Origin of the sequence: Desulfovibrio inopinatus DSM 10711, assembly GCF_000429305.1 — a bacterium.
GTDB lineage: Bacteria > Desulfobacterota > Desulfovibrionia > Desulfovibrionales > Desulfovibrionaceae > Alteridesulfovibrio > Alteridesulfovibrio inopinatus.
Window position 1 is genome coordinate 126,554 of the sequence record NZ_AUBP01000010.1, and the last position, 21,022, is coordinate 147,575.

Consider the following 21,022-nt stretch of genomic DNA (forward strand, 5'->3'; position numbering starts at 1 on the left):
TTTCAGCGTACATTTTTTATTGAAAGATTTTGGATGCTGTCACAGGAGGGAGCGTCGTTCCTCGCTTATTCGAAACAAAATTCAAGGGTAAAACTTCCATGAGGGCTTTCAAAAGGGATAGCAATAATAGCACCACTGGTAACATGAGAAATGGAGTGGTTATCCCCAAAAATAATTGTAGGAGTCGATCCTTGAAGTGTGAGCCCTTTTTCACTAAGCCCAGCTCGAGCTTGGCCACTGATCATGTTTGTAATTTCGCCAACAGCATCTTTTGCATCGCTGATAATGTCGGTCACATCATCCCCGAGCATATTCTTGACGATAGCTACAGCACATTTTTTGGGAAAGCTAATAGAAATGCTGCCATTCTTTTGTCCGGTAAGGCCAACAACAGCGGAAACGTCACCGTGCGCTGTTTTATCACTCTTAATGAAAGGCTTGCCCGGCTTGGGATCAATGCCTGCCATCATGGACAGAACGGTCTGGGTGGCTTTGATAAACGGTTTGGCGACTTCAACATCACTAGCGTTCATGGCGAGATCCTTTCAGGTTGCTCGGGAAAGTAGGGATGCACAAACGATACTGCTCTATCGTGTGCGCTTTATAATTTTGCAAAACGCTTCGCCTTTGTAAAGATTTCTTTGCGAATTGACAAAAAAGAGGAAGAACTCATCTTTGCCGTTGTATATATAAGCGACAAAAGGAACTTCTTTCAAGACCCTACTGAAAGAAATATGGAGAGGATACACACATTGTCTCCTCTCCACCATTTAATATTATGTGTTTGAGACGAGCTCGCGCAATGTGGCAAATGCTTCGTCAATGCCTTCCGGAAAAGAGCCACCAGCCTGTGCCAGATCAGGACGTCCGCCTCCACCGCCTTTGACTTTTGCTGCAACAGGTTTGATGAGCTTCGGAGCGGTGAAGCGATCATGCAAGTCTTTGCTGACATAGAGCAATAGCATAATTTTGCCATCTTCCTGTGGAGCAGCCAGGCAGGCGATGCCTGACGGCAGCTTGGAGCGGATATCATCCATGGTTTCGCGCAGCACTTTGGCTCCGGCTGACGCATCCAGACTTGCGGCAAGAACTTTGATTCCGGCAATGTCTTCTACCGAGTCCATCAGGCTACGGCCGGCACCTGAAGCGAGTTTCGCCGAGAGTGCTTCTTTTTCTCGAGTGAGCGACTTGATTTGACCAAGCAGCCCGGAGACGCGTTCAACAAGTTCACCTGGGCGTGCTTTCAGCACACCAAGCGTACCGTTCATTTCTTCTCGCAACGATTGTGCCTGAGAGAGCGCATTGAAACCGGTTGCCGCTTCAATACGGCGTACACCCGCAGCAACACCTGTCTCGGACAGCACGAGGAAGAGGCCGGTCTGTCCGGTCGAGGTGAGATGGGTTCCACCGCACAACTCAACTGAGACGCCGGGAACTTCGACGACCGTGACTTCATTTCCGTATTTCTCTCCGAAAAGAGCCATGGCGCCGAGGGTTTTGGCCTCGTCAAAGCTCATAATGTCGCGTTTGACGACGTTATCGGCGAAAATAGCCTGGTTCACGAGGTATTCAATGTTGCGCAATTCGTCGTCAGTCAACGGGGCAATATGGGTGAAGTCAAAACGCAGGCGGTCTGGACCAACCAGGGAGCCGGCCTGTTTGACGTGATCGCCAAGCGTCTCCCGTAAGGCAGCGTGAAGCAGGTGGGTTGCCGTATGGTTGCGTGCTGTAGCCAGACGAATTTTTTCATCGGCGGTCAGCGTCGCTTCCTGATCCAAGCTGATTGTGCCCTTCGAGACGGTGACCTTGTGCGCGGTCAGGCTCGTTCCGGGTTTGATTGTATCGAGAACTTCGGCCTCACCGGTTGGCGTCGTGGCTGTTCCCTTGTCTCCGAGCTGGCCACCGGATTCTCCGTAGAACGGCGTGACGGCAAACACGGCAAATCCGGATTCACCTTCTTGCAGTGTGTCGACAGAGAGCCCTTGCTCATTGATCAGAGCAGTTACACGGCTTTGTGCTTGCAAACAGTCATATCCAACGAATTGCGAAACAAGGCCGGATTCAAGCAGAGGAGCAAACAGTGCAGCCGGGTCGTTTTCGCCGGAGCCTTTCCAGGCTTTTTTAGCACGTGCTTTCTGTTCATTCATGCATTCGGTATACCGTGCTTCGTCAACAGTAATTCCTCGTTTGCCTGCGACATCATTGACGATGTCGAGTGGAAATCCATATGTGTCATACAGTTTAAAGGCAGCATCACCAGAAATTACCGTTTCGTTGCGTTCTTCGAGAGCGGCGATTTCTTCGGATAAAATATCAAGGCCCTTATCCAGGGTCACGGAGAAGCGTTCTTCTTCTTCACGCACCACGCGTGTTAGAAAATCCTGCCCCTTGACTATTTCGGGGTAGGCGTCGCCCATCTCCGCAATGACATCCAGCACAGTCTTACACAAGAAGGGTTCTTTGAAGCCGATAAGGCGGCCAAACCGGTAGGCCCGGCGAATGAGACGGCGTAAGACATAGCCACGGCCTTCGTTGGACGGCAAAATAGCGTCGGCAATCATGAAGGTAATAGCCCGGCTGTGGTCGGCGATAACACGCAATGCCGTATCGGTTTCGTCTTCATCCCCGTACTGCACTCCGGCCAATTGCGCGGTATTTTTGATTAGGACTTGGAAAAGATCGGTATCGAAGTTGGAATGTACCCCTTGGCATACCGCGGCAATACGTTCCAGCCCCATACCGGTGTCAATGGAGGGACGAGGCAAGTCAATACGGGTCTCGGCGTCGACCTGATCGTATTGCATGAACACGAGGTTCCATACTTCGAGGTATCGATCGCAATCACACTTACCAATACCGCATTCCGGTCCACAACCAACTTCTTCGCCCTGGTCGAAATGGATTTCCGAGCAGGGGCCGCACGGACCGGTATCACCCATCGACCAGAAGTTATCTTTCTCACCAAGCCAGTAGATGCGGTCTTTGGGGACGCCTGCAACGCGTTCCCATAACTCGGCAGCTTCGGTGTCGTCTTTGTACACCGTGATGTAGAGACGATCTTTAGGTAATCCGACTTCTTTGGTCAAGAAATCCCAGGCCAAGCGAATGGCATCCTCTTTGAAGTAATCGCCAAAGGAAAAGTTGCCCAGCATTTCAAAAAAAGTATGGTGACGAGCCGTTCTCCCCACGTTTTCCAGGTCGTTATGTTTGCCACCGACACGAAGGCATTTTTGCGCTGTGGTCGCACGGCTGTACGGGCGCTTCTCCTGGCCCAGGAAGACTTTTTTGAATTGGACCATGCCAGCATTTGTAAAAAGCAGGCTGGGGTCGTCTTTGGGCACAAGAGAGGAACTTGAGACCACTTCATGGTCGTTTTGGGCAAAAAATTTCAGAAAACGTTGCCGTATTTCACTCGCTTTCACATGGTTCTCCTTGAAACTGCGGACCGGGTCTAAGGTGTAAAACTCCTCACGTCCACGGACGTGATAAAAAAATGAAGATGTCGCGTCTTGATGTCATGAGAAAATCGTTTTTGTACCATTTGCGGAACGTAAGTCTTTTTCGTTCGTGAGCATGGCCCCGTATTTTCTAAGGGGAATGGGTCGGTACATAACGTGATGACACACGCGGATATGGGTGGAGATGGAAATTATTCGGACGCGTTTTCTCCGGATTCGGCTTTATCTTGGGCTGGAGCTTCACTTTCGGCTTCGGGCTCACGCAGGCCGAGGTGCTCCAATAATTTTTGTTCGATCTGGTCTCTGATATCGGTATTATCCTGGAGAAAGAGCCGGACATTGTCGCGGCCTTGTCCGAGGCGTTCGGAGCCGAATGCGTACCAGGCGCCGGATTTTTCCACCACACCGGCTTCAGCTCCCATATCGAGCAATTCACCTTCTTTTGAAATGCCTGTACCGTAAAGAATGTCGACAATGGCTTCACGAAATGGCGGAGCAACTTTGTTTTTTACTACTTTGATCCGACATTTGCTGCCGTAGGTTTCATCCTTGTCTTTGAGCGTCTGAATGCGACGGATATCCATTCGGACCGAGGCATAGAATTTCAACGCATTGCCGCCGGAGGTCGTCTCCGGGCTGCCATATCCGGCCATGCCGATCTTCATACGAATTTGGTTGATGAACAGCACGGCCGTATTGGATTTGTGGATGGTTCCCGTCAGTTTTCGCAAGGCATGCGACATGAGTCGCGCTTGTCCTCCTACCTGGGTTTCCCCCATTTCGCCTTCGAGTTCGGCCTGGGGAATAAGCGCGGCAACCGAGTCGATAACAACGACGTCGACAGCTCCAGATCGAACAAGCAAATCAGCAATATCCAGAGCTTGTTCCCCATAGTCCGGTTGCGAAATTAAGAGTTCGTCGGTGCGGACACCGAGCCGACGGGCATAACCAACATCTAACGCATGTTCCGCGTCGATGAAGGCGGCAGTGCCACCGTTACGTTGCGCCTCGGCGATGATATGCAGGGCGAGGGTTGTCTTCCCGGATGATTCCGGTCCATAGACTTCACACACACGTCCTTTGGGAATGCCGCCGATGCCTAACGCAAGGTTCAGGCCGATGGATCCTGTTGAAATGGCAGGGATTGTTACTTGGGTGTCGTCGCTCAGTCGCATGACTGATCCCTGGCCATATTTGCGTTCAATGGTCGTCAGGGCGGTACTCAACGCATCGTGCCGCAGATCTGCGGGATTCGGGGCTCGTTTGGCCATGAAGGGCTCCTGCAATTCATATTCTCGAGGAAAAAAGCCAGTTGTGCATACCAGATGCCGGGAGGAGGGGCAATACGTGTGTATGATGCTTGCCTAACCGGCTTTGAGCGCTTATGGGTCCACCCATGAAACACTATGATGCACTCGCCCTGTTTTCCGGGGGACTTGACAGTATTCTGGCAGCAAAGACCGTGGTTGATCAAGGCCTGAAGGTGCTATGTCTGCATTTTGTCAGCCCGTTTTTCGGGCATCCCGACCTTCTTGCGCACTGGAAGGATGTTTATGATTTGGACATCATTCCGGTCGATGTCAGCGAAGAGTTTACGGCCATGTTGGCTTCGGGACCGGATCACGGTGTTGGTAAAGTTCTCAATCCCTGTATTGACTGTAAAATTCTCATGCTTGGCAAAGCCAAAACACTGTTGTCCGAGTATGGAGCCGAATTTCTTATTACCGGCGAAGTCAAAGGGCAGCGCCCCATGTCGCAACGCATGGACGCGCTCAATATCATCAGTCGCGATGCTGGTGTACGCGGAGTTTTGCTTCGTCCCCTCAGCGCCAAGAAATTTGATCCTACACCGATGGAATTGGCCGGTGTTGTCGACCGGGAACGGCTGCATAATATCGGAGGGCGTGGACGCAAAGATCAACTTGCCTTGGCAAATGCGTATGACCTCAAAGAAATACCTACTCCGGCGGGGGGCTGTCTGCTGACGGAAGCCGAGTCGGCAAAACGTTATTTTCCGATTTTGAAATATTTCCCTCAACGTGACCCCAATGATTTTCGTTTGGCCAACATTGGCCGGCAATATTGGGCAGGTCGTCACTGGTTGGCGATCGGTCGAAATCAAGCTGATAATACCGCTTTAGAGCAAGTTCTTGAATCAAGGGATCTTGTCTTCAAAACGAAGGGGTTTCCCGGTCCTTTGGCCGTAGGGAGACAACCTGCGGATGGTCCTTGGAGTGAAACGACCGTTCGGGATGCCGCGGCGTTTGTAGCGTCATTTTCGCCCAAGGCTGTGCGGAGCGGACAGCCTATTGAGGTCTATGTGCGGGTGGGGCACGCCAATCACGTGGTAACGATTACCCCGAGTCGAGAAACCCCCCTTGGCTGGGCTGACCCGGATTGGGAAACGGCAAAAGCAGAAAAGTCGGCCTTTTTTGCAGAAGCTGAAGGCGACGATTGATCGTTTTCGGTTCGATTTTTTCTCTTTCCTAAATCGAGCGAAGAGGGCCCATTGAAGGCTTCCTTGGCATAAGTCGGGAAAAAGTTGACTTCAAAGATGGCGCGAATGGGAACAATTTGATTGCTGAACGTGAAAATGCTGCTCGTTTCGGTCGCAAAACCGGATTTTTCAGAAAGTTGGACGCACCTCTCCCGTCGCTGGACATGGAGCGGGACGTTCAGATCAGGTCCAGACGAATTTTGGAGCGCTCAGGCAACGCCCCCACAGTTCTTTGAAACGCAATGAAGCCATGGCTATCGCCGTGACCTTGAGTACGGTTTTGCCAGCATGGGACACCACTTTGGCGGCTACGTCCACCAGGCGGCGGCGCAGCGTCGTTGGGAAAGCCTTGACCGGAACCACTGGCTCACTCACACCTTCCTTGAACGCTTCAAACAGGAAGAAGCCGAGGAGCATGGTGTAGTAGAAGGCGGCGTTGGGCACGAAGCGTTGGAACGGTAACTCCTCGAAGCCGAAATCCTTGAATGCCCTGTGCACCAATTCGTCCGCGCCGCGCTGGTGGTAGGAGTGGATGATGGCATCGGTTTCGGTCATGAATTCACAGCCAGTCTCCCGCAGCTGCTGATCGACGACACCGCCATGCCGAGGTTGGTATAAACGATGGTGCTGGGTCGCGATCCGGGGAGCAAGAACTGCTTCTCCTCCAGCAGAGGCCTCCAAAAGATGGCCCTGTAGGATTTTTTCCAGGACTTACGGCGGTCGCTGAGCTCGAAGCACTGCCAGACATCCTCGTCGGTTTTGCCGAAGTGATGCTGAAAGACGGTCTCTGGGAGTGCCCCGATCCTGTCCTTGATGTCGCCGTAGAATTTGCCCGCGCAAATGAAGCCAATATTCAGGCGCTCCATTTCGGCGAAGAGGTCCTGATCGAAGAATCCTGAGTCCATGCGAATGACGATAGGGACGGTCTCGCTGTAACGGGTACGGATCATGCGCACCACGTGGCGGATTATGTTCGGGGCCGAGTCGCCGTTAAGCGAATGCTTGTCGCCGCCGCGGAATACGGCGTCTATGATGTACCGCCCCCAGGTCATTTGGAGCGGCTGGAAGCCTAGGACTTTCTTGTATGTGGGTTTGACACCGTCTCGTTTCGGGGCTTGGTCGTTGTCCATGACCATGATGTCGATATTCAGTTCGATCACTTCAGGGTTGGCAATATTGAGTCGCCAGAGAAACAGATGCTGCAACAGACGACGGAAAACGTAGGTCCTTTGTGCAGAAAAGGCTTGGTAGAGCCGCTTGACGGTATGCGACGAGGCCATGCCATTGATGTCTGTTTCGATGGCGGCTGCGTAGCCGGGGTCTTTGGCCAGGACACCGAAGTGAGCCAGGTGTTGACTGGTGCCGTCGAAGAGGAAGCAGAGCACCTGCTTGAAAAGCTCATCGATGGGCGTGCCCTTGGGGTTTCTACGCATGGAGCCGAAAAGGCGGTTGATGTGGGGGAAAAGGCCAATGCCACGAAGGTAGCGAGCAAAGAGGTTGAGTCCGGCCCGACTTGTCAGACAGTCGTTCGTGGCTTGGACATCGTCGATGAATTTTGCTTTGGTTCTCTTTGAGTTGGACATCCAGCCCTCCACCTGATGGGTGAAATGATTATGACGTAGCGGATGAATGTGATCGTAAAAAAAACAATGGGATATGCCAGCTTTGATGTTGTGTCAGGTTGGAGAATCGCTCAGGTTAAGTCTTTGTAAGGATGCATGGTATGACTGCTGGAGTACGTCTTCCCGCAGAATGGGAGCGCCATGAAGCAACGTGGCTTGCGTGGCCTCACCATTCTGACGATTGGCCCGGAAAATTTCGAGCCATTGGGTTTGTTATGGCTGAAATCGTGCGGAATCTTGCCCGCTCGGAAAGGGTTCGGTTGCTTGTACGCGATGAGAAGCAACAGGTCACGGTTCGTCGGGCTTTAGCAGACGTTGAAGCCGATCTCAGTCAGGTGGAATACATGACAACTCCGACTGACCGGGCTTGGACAAGAGACTACATGCCGTTCTTCGTGAAAACGGCTGACGGGGGCACATTGGCCTTAAAATTCGGATTTACCGGGTGGGCCAAATACGACAATTTTGCACAGGATGAGGTGGCCGGCTTTCACGCTCCATCTGCTATTGGTGTCCCTGTGGAGCAGGTTACATGGCGAGGGCGCTCTGTTGTTCTTGAAGGCGGTGGAGTGGATTGTAATGGATGTGGTGATGCTCTTGTTACCGAAGAATTTTTACTGCATCCCACAATCCAGGTGCGAAATCCCGGCATGAATCGCGGCGACTACGAAGCCATGTTTGCCGATATTTTGGGGGTATCCAACGTCATCTGGTTGGGGCGTGGCATTGTCGGTGACGACACGCACGGCCATATTGATGATCTTTGTCGATTTGTTTCTCGTGATACGGTCGTCTTGTGTAGCGAGTCGCGAGAGGATGACGCCAACTACACGGCCTTGCAGGAAAACCGGGAGCGCCTTGAGGGCGCTCGATTGGCTGACGGGACGCGTGTAAGTGTTATTGCACTGCCTATGCCGCGGCCGGTCGTTTTCCGCAAAACACGCTTACCTGCAAGCTATGCCAATTTTCTTATCGGTAATTCTGTTGTGCTTGTCCCGACATTCAATGATCCGGCCGATCGTCAGGCATTGGGAATACTCGCTGAATTGTTTCCTTCCCGTGATATTATTGGCATTCATGCCACCGACCTTGTCTGGGGATTCGGGACCATCCATTGCTTGTCACATGAACAGGTGGCGTAAAGCCGCCACCCCTTGTTTCGGCTTTGGTTAAGCTACTCTGCAACCGTGCGGGATTACATCTGAATATTTGACGGGACAGTGATAAGAAAATGTGCCCCCTGCGGCGGCCTATCCTTGCAGACAACCGAACCTTTAAGGCGGTGGGTGACGATATTGTATACGATATGCATCCCGAGACCGCTTCGGCCGGATTGGCGGTTGGTCGTAAAAAACGGATCAAATATCTGGGGGATAATATCTGGCGGAATACCTTTCCCCGTGTCGGCATAATCGATGGTTATTGTCCCATTGTCTTGCGGCATGACTGAAATTGTTATTGTTCCTGGATCTCTGCCATTGTTGAACCCATGCAGGATGGAGTTCATGATCAGGTTGGTAAAAATTTGCGAGAAATCGCCCGGATAGCTATTAATCATGAGAGATTCTGGGCAATCCACGGTGATTTTGATGCGGGTTTGTTTAATTTCAGGCTGTAAACTGAGGAGGATGGCTTTGAGATACTCATTAAATTTGAACTCGCGGAGCGCTTCACTGGACTGATCGACGGCAACCAGCTTGAAACTACTCACAAGATTGGCTGCGGCCTCCAAGTTGCGTAAGATGATTTGGATCCCTTCGACCGCGTTGTCCAGAAATTGTTCATACTCTTCTCGCGAGAGTTGCGCATTGCGGTACTGGCGGACAATGTCCTGCAATTGGTTTTCCAAATGGGAAGCTGCTGTGACTCCGACTCCAACCGGGGTATTGATTTCATGGGCAATGCCAGCAACTAATCCCCCCAGCACAGCCATCTTTTCTGCAGCGACAAGTTGCTCCTGACTGCTTTTGAGGTCCATGAGCGTCTGTTCAAGTTCTCGTGTCCGTCTGCGTACCGTCTCCTCAAGGACAACATGATGCTCCTTGATTTGCATTTCCTGTTCATAGCTTTTGACCGCTTCTGTAATGGTGAGGAGCAGGTCGCTTTTCTCCCAGGGTTTTGAGATATATCTATACAGTTTGGCGTTGTTTATTGCGTTGGTGATGCCTTCCAGGTTGGCTTGCCCGGTGAGCATAATTTGTTTCGACTCGGGATGTTGTTGGAAAATTGTTGCCAGAATTTCATCGCCTTTGAGGCCTGGCATGAGATAGTCTGTAATAATAAGAGCCAATTGATCCTGGGTTGCGACAAGGTCTGCAATGACTTCCAGGGCCTCTCCGCCACTTTCAGCAAATTCCAGGTCGTAATCATCACTAAAATGTTCTTCCAATTCACTGCGTAAGCTTTCAAGAACGATTTTTTCATCATCGACACATAAAATAACTTTTCGATTCATGGTCGTGTATCCATAAGGGAAGAGGGTCAAGCTCAGAGGTTGCCAAGTTCACGCAATCCCGTTTTAATGGATTCTATGAGTTCGGAAGCATCCCAGGGTTTGTTTATGAGTTTATAGAGGTTTGCATAGCTTTTCGTTTTTTCGATGGCTTCATTGTCGGCTTGGCCGGTTAGCATGAGCGTAAGAACGTGAGGGAATCTTTTGTATGCTTTAATTAAAAAGTCGTCACCTTTCATTTCAGGCATAAGCCAGTCGGATATGATGACAAGCGTTTTATAGCCTTCGTCACTCAACTCGTCCAAAAGTTCCAACGCTTCCGGTCCGCCTTCGGACAATTCTATGTGGAACTGGGAACCAAATTCATGAACAAGTTGGCTTTCCAGAGATTTGAGTACCACCTGTTCATCATCAACGCACAAAATGACATGATTACTCATGGGATACTCCTTTACTGGGTAGCTATTTGAGTAGTGGTGGGAATGAAGACGGAAAATGATGCACCTTCGCCAGGGAGGCTTGACACTTCAATCTTGCCTTTATGTTTATCAATAATCTTTTTGACAATATCAAGACCAAGGCCACTGCCTTCACCAGATTTTTTGGTCGTGAAAAATGGTGTAAAAATCTTGTCACGAATTTCTTCCGGAATTCCCGGTCCGTTGTCTTTGATGACAACTTTTTGATAACCGTTCTCCTGTGCTAATTGTATGGTTAAAGTCCCGTTGTACTCCATTGCCTGCAATGCATTGTGGATCAAGTTTGTCCAGACCTGATTCAATTCATCGGGGTAGCAATAGATGTCTTCTGCCTCGCTGTATTCCGTCACCAGAGTAATGTTTCGTTTAATCTGGTTGTGATAAATCGTCAAAATGGTTTCCAAACCGTCCTTCAACGCGGATTTCACCATCGTATCGCTTTGGTCGAAACGTGCGAAGTTCTTCAATGCAAAAATGACCTTGCTCGCTTTTTCAACAGCTAAAGCGATATTGGATGCATTGGAATTCAAGTCACACAATCTGTAAGCTGCTTCGAAAATCAGGTCGGAATGCTCGTTGTGAAGTAACGAGGCAAAGGGAGATGGATCATCGAGAATATTCAGCTTAATAAAAATATTGGCTAATTTTCTCGTGTTGGTCATATCAAGGGCGCGGAGCTGCTCTTCGAGTTTTTTGCGAATTTGTCGTTCTTCTCGTGTCGTGAGAACGACCTGGCTACTGAAAGCCTGCGTCAGCAAGCCCATGAATTCTTCCTGCTGGTCGTGATCAAGTAATTGAAATAATCGTGGCAGCTGCACCAGCGTATCACGGAGTGACGTTTCGATATTACCCACGGAAGATTTTATGGCGCCAAGCGGCGTATTCACTTCATGACCTATGCCAGCGATGAGTTGTCCGAGAGCAGCCATTTTCGCCGACTCAATGATTTGCTGCTGACTGCGCTTGAGATCGGCCAGTGCCCCCTGTAATTCTGCGGTCCGTTCATCGACCTTCTTTTCCATCATGTTGTAAAACAAAGCATTTTCGATGGATATTGCCACCTGTGACGCTAAAACATTGAGGAGTTCCAAGCGTTCTGGTGTGAACACTCCTTCGATCAGGTCATTTTCCAGGTATAATATCCCAATGAGTTGCCCATAGTTGAGAATGGGCATGGCAAGCAGGGATTTGGGTTTCCGATCTTTGAAATCTTCGTCACTGGTGAAGACGTTTTCGTAGGCCGCATCACCGAAAACAACCGACTCTTCTGTGCGTGTCACATAGCGGATGATGGAGTGTGGCAATGAATCCGCGTCTTCCAGCGCAATACCTTGGAGCGCTTTGACTTCGTTGGTTTGGGCATTGCCTTCGGCTTGAACGAGCAGGCTGCCATCCTGTTTCAGGAGTAAGACACCTCGCCGTGCTCCAGCGCTTTCAATCAAGATGTTCATCAATTTTTCAAGCAATTTTCCAAGAACAATTTCACTGGAAATCGCTTGCGAGGCTTTCACGACAGTAGCGACATCAAGTTGTGCTACCAGCGAGACAGATGAGCTGGAAATACGTTCGGTTAATCGTCGTTCAACACGCGGAACCTGGAGCAGTTTGGGATAGTGTTGTTCCAGGTGGTTGACTTTGGCCTTCGCTCCCCACTGGTCGTACAAAAACACGGTTTCCTGCATGTATCCGCTGGCAACGCGATCATTGTTGAGGCTCAAAAAGTACTTGGCGCAACATTCACAACACAGGCTTTCATAAAAGAGAGAGCCGATGCGCTGAGCTTCATCTTTTGCCTGGGTATAAGCGGTAATCGCGTCATTATGGCGACCGGCGATTCGTGATTCTTCCGCCTTGAGGAGCAAAAGCATCACATTAAAATTTTCAGGACCACATTTTGCCCATTTGCGGATTTTTCGTTTTCCTGAAGCAAGAATACGTTTGTAACGGCGTTTTTCCTGTGGAGAAAAGCTGTCCATAGCCGCCATAATCGCCAGGCACGTGAAGAGGGTATACACTGTCAGGTTGTACGTTGGGTCAGCAATTACCTCGGCCGTGATCTTCGGGCCGGTGGCGACTTCAACAGCAGCCCGATAGTTTTCATAGTAGTAATTGAGGATAAGCCGTGTTGTGGCGTGATAGAATGTTCCACACGTGGAGGATACAATGGAGTCAAAATAGGCTTCAGCCGTGCTTTCCTCATGACCGTTGTAATCAAGACAATCTGCTTGTTTTATTTCTCCAGATAAATTTTTGAAGAGAGCCAAGTGGATCGCGTGAATATGATACGGTTCGATTTGAATCACTTTCTTGGCAAATCGAACTTCGCGTTCAGTAAACTTTATGACGTCAGTTATTGATTTCGACAGCGCCACTTCCTGCCAGAATCCGAACATGTAGATATAGGATGCCCAAAAATTTTCGCCTGTATTAATAAGTTTTTGTAGACCATGTTTTCGTGGTTCCAATGTGTCGGCCAGTGGTTGCTTCCAGAACATGGTAAAACTCGTCACCACGAAGTAACTCCGCGCCTCCATGGGCGGATTGTCGACGTTGGTGTTGAGGTATTCCATGGCAAGTTTCCCGTATTTGTAAGCAGAGCCTGGAACACCGAGTTTTGACCACAGCAGGCCGTATGTTGAGTATACGAACGATGAGATAGAGCTGTTTCCGTGCTTCATGGTCAATTTGAACATGCGCAGGATAACAAAGGGTAATAAGAGAAGACCCTGCAGATATGTGGGGGCAACAAGTTCTTTGAGTAGGCTTAAAATGCTTAACACATCGGCATCGCGTATTTGCGGCAGACTGAGAAGATAATCGGAGTTCTTCCCGAGTTCTGTCAATTTGGCGGATACCAATTCGACAAGAAGTCGCGTGCGTCCGCATTGGCGCGGAAGATGTTCATTATAGAGCGCAAGAGAATCTATGGCGATATCAATCGCTTTGTCCATTTTGCCATCGCCACCATAATAGAGAATGAGAATGTTATTAATCTCAACCTGTTCTTCTTTGCTGGCACACCGCTCAAGGACCACATCCGCATTGGATACACCGGCTTCGATTTGTCCGGTGAGAAAAAGGCATTCTGTAATGCCTTTATGGATGGCGAACATGAGATCATGGTCTGTATCCCAGGCGCTCTTGTCCACAAGGCCTGCTGCCATCGTAAAATAGTCTAATGCGGGAGAATACGCGGTCGATTCTTTGGCGCGTTGCCCTGCACGTACATTGAGGGAGGCCAGGACGCGTCGTTCGTTTGCTTCGGTGACTAGAGCAGTACTCTTGTTGTAGTGCTCCAGAATGGTAAAACACAGCGTGTTGAGGTCGGCTTCGTGGGCCGATTTGAGGAGCAACCGTGCAATGGTGAGATGAGTCGATTGTTTTTGATTCTCTTCAATCAGTGAATAGGCAGCTTGCTGCACACGGTCATGGAGAAATCTATCAACAGCTTCGAAATGATCCCCCCTGATCATGGCGAGTCTCTCATCAAGTGTTTTGAGCTGCTGGTGCCCAATGCCTTGAGGTAAGAGGAGACCCTCTTCAACGGCGGGCCAAAGGTGTTTGGCGATAGACTCTGTCGGCTCCTCGGCAATGATCGATAATGTGTTCAAGTCAAAGCTGTTGCCAATGCAAGCTCCCAGCCGGAGAAGTTTCTGTGTCGCTTCGGGCAATGTTTTCAGTTTTTTGACCATGAACTCGACAACATTGTCCGTTATTTCCCGCGATCGAATTTGATCGACATCCCACGTCCAGCAGTGATTGGGAATATCAAAAACAAGCAAGTTTTCCTGGTGTAAGTTTTTCAGGAACTGGATGACAAAAAAGGGATTCCCCCCGGTCTTTTCCATGACAAGCCGAGAGAGGGGAACTACAGACGATACATCAGCATGAACTGTGTCGGCAATCAACTCGTCAAGATGAGGGAGGTCCAAGGCTTTGAGCATGAGTGTATGGATGCGAACACCTGCTTTGCGAATATCCTCCAAGGTGATGATGAATGGGTGCGTATGATCGACTTCATTGTCGCGATAGGCTCCCATGAGGAGAAGGTATTCATTCCCTTCGGAAAGCATCAACGTCCTGATGAGATTGAGTGTCGCAATATCGGCCCACTGCAGGTCGTCGAGAAAAATGACGAGCGGACACCCCTTTCGGGTGAATACCCGAAGAAATTGCAAAAAAACCGTATTGAAGCGGTTTTGGTTTTCTTCGGTGCCCAGGTTGGGAACCGGGGGTTGTGGTCCCATTATTTTTTCTACAGCCGGGATGACATCAATAATGACTTGACCGTTCGGTCCTAAGGCAGCAAGAAGCTTCTCTTTCCATGCCGTCAGTTCTTCCTGAGAACTCATGAGGAGTTGTTTGAGCAACCCCTGAAATGCTCCCCGAATGGCAGAGTAGGGAATGTGTCTTTGAAACTGATCGAATTTCCCTGAGATAAAAAAACCGTATTTCTCGACGAGCGGTTTATGGACCTCATTAACCAGTGCGGACTTCCCAATGCCGGAATAACCGGCAACCATGAACATTTCGGCGCCGCCGGTGACAATACGGGAAAAGCAATCTGCAAGGATATGTGTTTCTTCTTCGCGGCCGTATAATTTTTGCGGAATCTGAAATTTTCTGGAGTAATCACAGATGCCGACGGCGAAATTTTGGATATCTCCAGTTTGGGCGAGCTGCTTACGACATTTTTCTAAGTCCCACAGAAGGCCGGCAATGCTACTATAGCGATCTTCGGCCTTTTTGGACATGAGCTTGGAAATAATATTTTCAATAACGTGAGGGACGTCACGACGCAGGCTACGAATTGATGGGGGCGTTTTGGCGATATGACAGTGCACCCAGCCAATGGCATCATTGGCATGAAACGGGTGTGTTCCTGCCAAGATTTCATAGAGCGAAACGCCAAGAGAATAGTAGTCGGTTCGATAATCTATTCCTCTATTCATTCTGCCTGTCTGTTCTGGAGACATATAGGGGAAAGATCCCTCCAATAAACCAGGGCTGACGGCTTCCTGTTCTTGGTGTTCAAGAAACGACGCAAGATGAAAATCGATGAGTTGGAGTTCTCCCGTTGTTTCATTGACCAGGAGGTTGCTGGGATTAAGGTCCTTATGGATGATGCCGCACTCATGCACCTTTCCAAGGATTGTTGTCATCCCAACGGCAAAATCAAGGAATTGCCGTAGGCTTATAGGCTCTCTTTTACTTATCGTGGAAAGCGTCGTACCATCGAAAAAATCCAGAATCAGTGCGAATCCGTCTTGATGGCTTTCCAGGGAATAGGCGCTACTTACGCCCTCCTGGTTGAGATGCGTCAAGACATCATATTCATGTTTGAGTCGGATGAGGTCGGCATGGAGGGGGTACGGTGAGTTTGCCACTTTTATCGCGACTGTTTTCCCGTCGCTGAGGCGGATTCCCCGATAGACCAAGGTCCGGTCATTTTCAAACAATTTTTCGCAAGTATCGAATCCGACGATAGTGTGAGTCATGGTGTCAGTCTCTATTTGCACGCAATAGTGTTTCTGCCGTTTCTTTTGGCTTCGTACAGTGCCTCATCCACTCGTTTGTTGAGCGTTTCCATTTCGTCTTCAATCGAAAATTGTGTCACACCAAAGCTGCACGTCATGTTGCCGATACGTTCAAAACACGTGGTTTCGATTCGTTGCCGTAATTTTTCCGAGACCTGCAGCGTTTCTTCCAATGTTGTTTCCGGGAACAAAATAACAAATTCTTCACCACCCCATCGGGCAAGCACATCGCATTCTCGAATGCTGTGAGACACGATTTCGACGAATTCTCGCAATGCGCAATCTCCGGCAGCATGTCCAAAATTATCATTGATGTTTTTAAAGAAGTCGATATCAAGCATGGCTATAGACATGGGACGTTTGTATCGTCTGGAGCGTTTGATTTCCGTTTCCAGCAAGGTATTGAATTTCATTCTGTTGTACGTACCGGTCAACGCGTCTGTTGTCGCATGCCGCTCCAATTCACGATTGAGTCGTTCCAACTCCCGATTTTTTTCTTCCAGTTCTGCGGTGCGTACACGCACCTCTTGTTCGAGAATGGCCCGAAATGAATCAATGGTGATGATGTCGGCGTAGGCACGTAACGCCATGGTCATGGCTGTTTTGAATTTTCGGCTCGTCAGCTCGGTTTTTTCTTTATAGTCGTTGATGTCATATTTGACGATAATCTCTTCTTCCGGTGCCAGTCCTGGCTGACCAGTTCGAAGGATGATGCGTATGAGGTTATTGCGCAGGCCTTCGCGGATAAACTCGGCGACATTCAACCCTGAGTCATCTCGTTCCATCACGATATCCAGCAATATCAACGAAGCATCCGGATGTTCCCGGAGAAGCTGCTTGGTTTCATCACCAGAATATGCGCTCAGAAATTCGAGCTTTCGGCCTTTGTATTCAAAATCTCTCAAGACGTATTTGGTGACAACATGAACTTCTTCTTCGTCATCAGCAATAATCACCTTGATTTTGTCTTTCGATTGAAGATCCTGAGCCGGATTTGGTTCATCAGGTTCTTTGAAAATGAGTTCACTCATGTATCAATCCTTTCGTGCGTCATATGCCTTGTCGAAAGAATAGGGGACCGACGGCGCAATAGGCACGGTTTATTGGAAATCGTAACCGTTGCTCAAAGGTATATCGGTACTGCTGCCATGATGACGGTGAAAAACTTTTTGCATTTCTTCAAGGAACGTATCCTCGGCAAAAAATCGCGCCTCTTCAAGGAGAAGGCAATAATCTTCCTTGGTCAAAATGTGAACGAGTTCTGTAAGATCAAATTCTTTGAACATGGCTTTTGCCATAACATGAACTTCTTCTCGCGTAATGCAAAGTGTGAAGACTTTCTCACAGAGAATTTTGGGGATGTCCTCGAAAAGGTTGATAAATCGGTTGAGTTGAGAGGCTGTGGCATTGGAGAGGAAATGCGTGACAATCGCATCAAGGAGAACTTCAAAGTTTTCATGAGTTTCGTAATGCGGAACGGAGAGAAGACTGCTTTTATCAAGAGTGTTGTTTGTAAGCAGGGTATGCATTTGTTGAGAGAAATGTCTATAATTTCGTAAGATGAATGTCATCCCCCATCCGCACGGCGTGGTCCAGCAACCCGCATCGCCAATAAAGACGACATGATCTTCCGCAATTTGTTGTGAAGAAACCGTGCCAGACGGATACCAGCCATGTTTTAATTCTTGAATCTCAAGGTCATGGAAATTCGGTGTTGTTGGTTCTTCACGAATGACCTTCATGTATTCTTTTTCCATGAATTCAAGTGGCATGCGTTCTTTTCGCAGATAAAAGACAAAAGAGAACGATGTCGATTCATCGAGAATTTCATATTCAAAAACAGGGCGCCCATTCGCCATGGAGGCATCGGGGTCGATCGTGGAATCTTCAAATGTTTGCCACAGCATATAGTCACCGACTTTCATACCGTTCAAACCGTTTGGATGCTTTCCAACACTTCCGTAGACCGACCACCAGTAGTCATTCGATCGGTCGATGTGATATTTTTGTAGAATCGGTGAATTTTGGCCCGAGGCATCAATGAGTAATCGAGTTTTCAAGATACCTGCCGTGGTCTCGACACTGACGATCCCATCAGTGACATTATGATCTGAATAGGAGCAGGTATTGATAATATCGCCACCGTTACTTTTAATGACCTCAATCCAATGAGCCAAGAGGGCATGTTCGTCGACATAAGGATATCGGTCGAACAGTTCGGCTCTCCAATTCAAGTTTGCCCCACCGTATGTTTGTGTCATGAATGTTGTCACGCCGTTATACGTGTAGGGCATGACATCTTCATTGACGACGTCTAGCGGAACAAACCAACTTTTCGTTGTTTTTCCTGCGTACTCCTTGTCAATGACTATAATGTCGTGGTCGGCTGACAGCTCGGAGCCAACCGCAAGCCCAGCGGGGCCGCCTCCGATAATGATCGTGTCATAAATTTTGTTCGCGTCCATTTGGATTCTCCCATGGCCGAAGTGGCGGTCCAACGTTAAAAACATGTCTCCTTGGCAAGGATGGAGTCTTTGCCGGGAGAGAGTACAGCTTGGGGTGTATAAAGGTATGGATTGTAAAACGCACCATGGTGCGAAGATATATCGCGTTATCTGGGAGGAGGCGTGAAGCGCCTTTTATAAGTGAAATGTATCGACCAACTGATTTGTTCCAACGACATGCACGCGTCATCAGTGGTGCGAGAGGCAGGGCAGAATACTGCCCAATTCTCAAAAAGAGCAATAGGATAGACCTGTTGCCTCGCCGTATAAAAAGTGGGAAGGCGGGCATAATACTACATTGAGTTGAACAAAATCACGTGGGGTATGATTTCGGACATACGCTTACTATCGCGAACTCAGATTTCGCGTTACGGCAAATATGTGCTGCTCGAAGTTGATTCTCGGACGGATCTTTCGTGAAGTATAACCAAATCAATGGAATTGTGCAATGCCACTGCGATGATAACAATTCTAGAACGCGTTATAACGTAGCTTTGAAAGGTTGAAAAACGGGACGTACAGTGTTGATATACGGAGAAAGACGACGGCGACATGGTGATCTTTGTCCGTTTTGAATACATTGGGAGATATTTCGCTGGTGGGTTTCATTACACCGACGAGACGTGAGGTGACTTAAAGGAAAGCGATTTCGCCGCTTTTTGAAAGAGATGGCGAGGCGGTATCAAAACTCTTGATGGATTTGATTTCAACGCGGCGTATATACATGAAAAGGCCCTCCAGTACTCAAGGCTATGTGCTTGCTAACTTTTCAGGAGAGTGTATATGGGGTGTTCGTGGTTCGCTCTCGACTATGTCGAGTATCTTTCATTTTTAGGAAAATCGGTCAAACATCGCTTTGCATCCCGCCATTTCCCGGCTTTGGGCACTTCGTTTAAAGATGTCGATTTTTCCAAGTCGTTGCGCTGTAGCGCGAGCCAATTCAAATTCTTCCAGAGCATCACGGATTCGAAATGCACGGGCATTGAGTCCTGCGAGCTTCAGGCTCAATCGCCAATCGTCGCGAAAATGAAGTGAAATGTTGGAGAGCAGACCAATTCGTTGGAGTTCTAAACCGGAATATCGGCTTAATATCGACTCGAAACGTCTGACCAAGCGATGATTATTGATGTCGAGTGAAACGGCTTCGGCGAGCAGGTCCACTGTTGTCAGCGGGAGATGTTCTTCGTCGTTGAACGGAAAGCCAAGATTGGCGATTTTGTCATGCTTGATGCAAACATCTGCGAATCGGACAAGTAGATCAGTCGGACCATTTACAGGTGTCAGTGGTTGATTCTCGGCACGGCATTGGCGAAACCAGAAGGCTTTGGCCATTTCCCACATATTGCATCGTAGACCGATTACTGCTCCTGTAAGATTGAAGTCGAGGCTGGTGTGATGGCTATTCTGCGTGAGAGCGAAGAGAGCGGCTTTTTTCGCCTCCTCTTTCGCCTGCATGAACCAAAAGACGCGAAGGGTCAAAGCTGCGGCTTCTGGATAGTGAATGTGACGGGCAAGTCCTTGGACAACGCTGGCTGGACGTATTGCGATCAGATGGGCCAGAAAAAGATGTGCCAATGTGAGTTGAAGTTGAAAATCGGCATCCTGTCCGGTCAGTGCTGTCTGCGACGTTTTACCGACAAGATCGAGCAGGGCTTGTGCCCGGTGGACGGCCATATGCCTGTTCCGGACAGCTTCGTAGGCACGGCGTGCTTTCTCAACATATTCGTCTGGATGCGCGATCGCGTGGGCGAGCTTGTCTTCCAGGTCGAAAACATCTTCAAACGTTTCGATTTCACGACCGGGTTCGAGAAGGTCTTCCAATCCGGGAGTACGATCTTGATTAAAGACCAAACACCCGGCTGCTGTTGCCTGGAAAAGACGCATATTGATTTCCGAAGAAATGCCTTCATTTGGAGCAAACCGTGTGTCTCCATAGAGCGCAAGCATGTCGGCGTAGGGGATTTCTGTTTCAATGCGGGCGTGAAATCGTTTTTGTAAAAAATCGGCGAATCGTTTTCGTACGGGCCGATACTGCGTGATACGTCCAACGAACGTGACTGTGTTGTGGCGCTTGTGAAAAGGCTGCCAGGGACGATCTTGCCCCCACCAGGTCACCCAGTCGGTATGAGGGTGACCATCTTGCCGGAGTGCCTCGGCCCAGTTTTTTTGGGTGGAAGCAACGACATCAAAAAGTTTGGCATAATGTCTGTGCCAATAGAAATTGAGATGGGGATCGAGAGCCCAAAAGAGTTTCGGGCATTGCAACGCATCCAGGTCTTTGAGAATGACCCGCGGTGCAAGGATTTCCTGTTGAATGAGCAAATCTGGGGTGAACTTTCTCCGTTCGCACTCTTCGGCAATAGATATGACGCCGGGTTTGGGGTGGAGTACAAGAATATGCTCACCGCCCCCGGCGAAGTAGCCGTCTAGACCGGGGGAGACGACGCAGACGCGGGGGACGACAGGCATAACT

At 49.2% G+C, this 21,022-nt stretch carries 11 protein-coding genes and 1 pseudogene; 2 read left to right on the forward strand and 10 right to left on the reverse strand.

Going from position 1 to position 21,022, the window contains the following annotated elements:
• Positions 1–65: 65 nt before the first annotated feature.
• The 3 genes from G451_RS0109270 to recA all read right to left on the reverse strand — a co-directional run bounded on the left by G451_RS0109270 (position 66) and on the right by recA (position 4,729).
• On the reverse strand, positions 66–533 hold the full coding sequence (locus G451_RS0109270) for a chemotaxis protein CheX (protein WP_027184045.1): 468 nt from the start codon (positions 531–533) through the stop codon (positions 66–68).
• 243 nt (positions 534–776) lie between these two features.
• Positions 777–3,422, reverse strand: a complete 2,646-nt coding sequence (gene alaS / locus G451_RS0109280) for an alanine--tRNA ligase (protein WP_027184046.1) — start codon at positions 3,420–3,422, stop codon at positions 777–779.
• Positions 3,423–3,649: 227 nt separating this feature from the next.
• Positions 3,650–4,729, reverse strand: coding sequence for a recombinase RecA (gene recA, locus G451_RS0109285; protein WP_027184047.1), 1,080 nt, complete (start codon positions 4,727–4,729; stop codon positions 3,650–3,652).
• Between the two features lie 125 nt (positions 4,730–4,854).
• Between recA and G451_RS0109290 the strand changes: the two genes are divergently transcribed.
• Positions 4,855–5,916, forward strand: a complete 1,062-nt coding sequence (locus G451_RS0109290) for a DUF814 domain-containing protein (RefSeq protein WP_027184048.1) — start codon at positions 4,855–4,857, stop codon at positions 5,914–5,916.
• 222 nt (positions 5,917–6,138) lie between these two features.
• Here G451_RS0109290 and G451_RS28495 read toward each other — a convergent pair.
• Positions 6,139–7,538, reverse strand: a pseudogene (locus G451_RS28495) (IS1380 family transposase).
• A gap of 140 nt (positions 7,539–7,678) precedes the next feature.
• Between G451_RS28495 and G451_RS0109300 the strand changes: the two are divergent.
• Positions 7,679–8,719, forward strand: a complete 1,041-nt coding sequence (locus tag G451_RS0109300) for an agmatine deiminase family protein (protein WP_027184049.1) — start codon at positions 7,679–7,681, stop codon at positions 8,717–8,719.
• 53 nt (positions 8,720–8,772) lie between these two features.
• Here the strand turns inward: G451_RS0109300 and G451_RS0109305 are convergent, their stop codons facing one another.
• The 6 genes from G451_RS0109305 to G451_RS0109335 all read right to left on the reverse strand — a co-directional run bounded on the left by G451_RS0109305 (position 8,773) and on the right by G451_RS0109335 (position 21,018).
• The gene (locus tag G451_RS0109305; protein WP_027184050.1) at positions 8,773–10,032 is read right to left on the reverse strand and encodes a hybrid sensor histidine kinase/response regulator; all 1,260 of its coding nucleotides are present in this window, start codon (positions 10,030–10,032) and stop codon (positions 8,773–8,775) included.
• Between the two features lie 32 nt (positions 10,033–10,064).
• Positions 10,065–10,469, reverse strand: a complete 405-nt coding sequence (locus G451_RS0109310) for a response regulator (protein WP_027184051.1) — start codon at positions 10,467–10,469, stop codon at positions 10,065–10,067.
• An 11-nt stretch (positions 10,470–10,480) separates the two neighbouring features.
• Positions 10,481–16,006, reverse strand: coding sequence for a trifunctional serine/threonine-protein kinase/ATP-binding protein/sensor histidine kinase (locus G451_RS0109315; RefSeq protein WP_051261322.1), 5,526 nt, complete (start codon positions 16,004–16,006; stop codon positions 10,481–10,483).
• A gap of 11 nt (positions 16,007–16,017) precedes the next feature.
• Positions 16,018–17,076, reverse strand: a complete 1,059-nt coding sequence (locus G451_RS28500) for a diguanylate cyclase (protein WP_051261323.1) — start codon at positions 17,074–17,076, stop codon at positions 16,018–16,020.
• Positions 17,077–17,145: 69 nt separating this feature from the next.
• Complete coding sequence (locus G451_RS0109325) at positions 17,146–18,510, reverse strand: FAD-dependent monooxygenase family protein (RefSeq protein WP_156921568.1); 1,365 nt, start codon at positions 18,508–18,510, stop codon at positions 17,146–17,148.
• 870 nt (positions 18,511–19,380) lie between these two features.
• Positions 19,381–21,018: a glycosyltransferase family protein gene (locus G451_RS0109335; protein WP_027184054.1), complete on the reverse strand. Its 1,638-nt coding sequence runs from the start codon at positions 21,016–21,018 to the stop codon at positions 19,381–19,383.
• Positions 21,019–21,022: the final 4 nt, after the last annotated feature.

Excerpts from the sequence above, each read along its gene's own strand:
- G451_RS0109300 (WP_027184049.1), top strand. The coding sequence starts at position 7,679 with ATGACTGCTGGAGTACGTCTTCCCGCAGAATGGGAGCGCCATGAAGCA.
- G451_RS0109315 (WP_051261322.1), bottom strand. The coding sequence starts at position 16,006 with ATGACTCACACTATCGTCGGATTCGATACTTGCGAAAAATTGTTTGAA.
- recA (WP_027184047.1), bottom strand. The coding sequence starts at position 4,729 with ATGGCCAAACGAGCCCCGAATCCCGCAGATCTGCGGCACGATGCGTTG.
- G451_RS0109290 (WP_027184048.1), top strand. The coding sequence starts at position 4,855 with ATGAAACACTATGATGCACTCGCCCTGTTTTCCGGGGGACTTGACAGT.
- G451_RS0109335 (WP_027184054.1), bottom strand. The coding sequence starts at position 21,018 with ATGCCTGTCGTCCCCCGCGTCTGCGTCGTCTCCCCCGGTCTAGACGGC.
- G451_RS0109270 (WP_027184045.1), bottom strand. The coding sequence starts at position 533 with ATGAACGCTAGTGATGTTGAAGTCGCCAAACCGTTTATCAAAGCCACC.
- G451_RS0109305 (WP_027184050.1), bottom strand. The coding sequence starts at position 10,032 with ATGAATCGAAAAGTTATTTTATGTGTCGATGATGAAAAAATCGTTCTT.
- G451_RS28500 (WP_051261323.1), bottom strand. The coding sequence starts at position 17,076 with ATGAGTGAACTCATTTTCAAAGAACCTGATGAACCAAATCCGGCTCAG.
- G451_RS0109310 (WP_027184051.1), bottom strand. The coding sequence starts at position 10,469 with ATGAGTAATCATGTCATTTTGTGCGTTGATGATGAACAGGTGGTACTC.
- G451_RS0109325 (WP_156921568.1), bottom strand. The coding sequence starts at position 18,510 with ATGGACGCGAACAAAATTTATGACACGATCATTATCGGAGGCGGCCCC.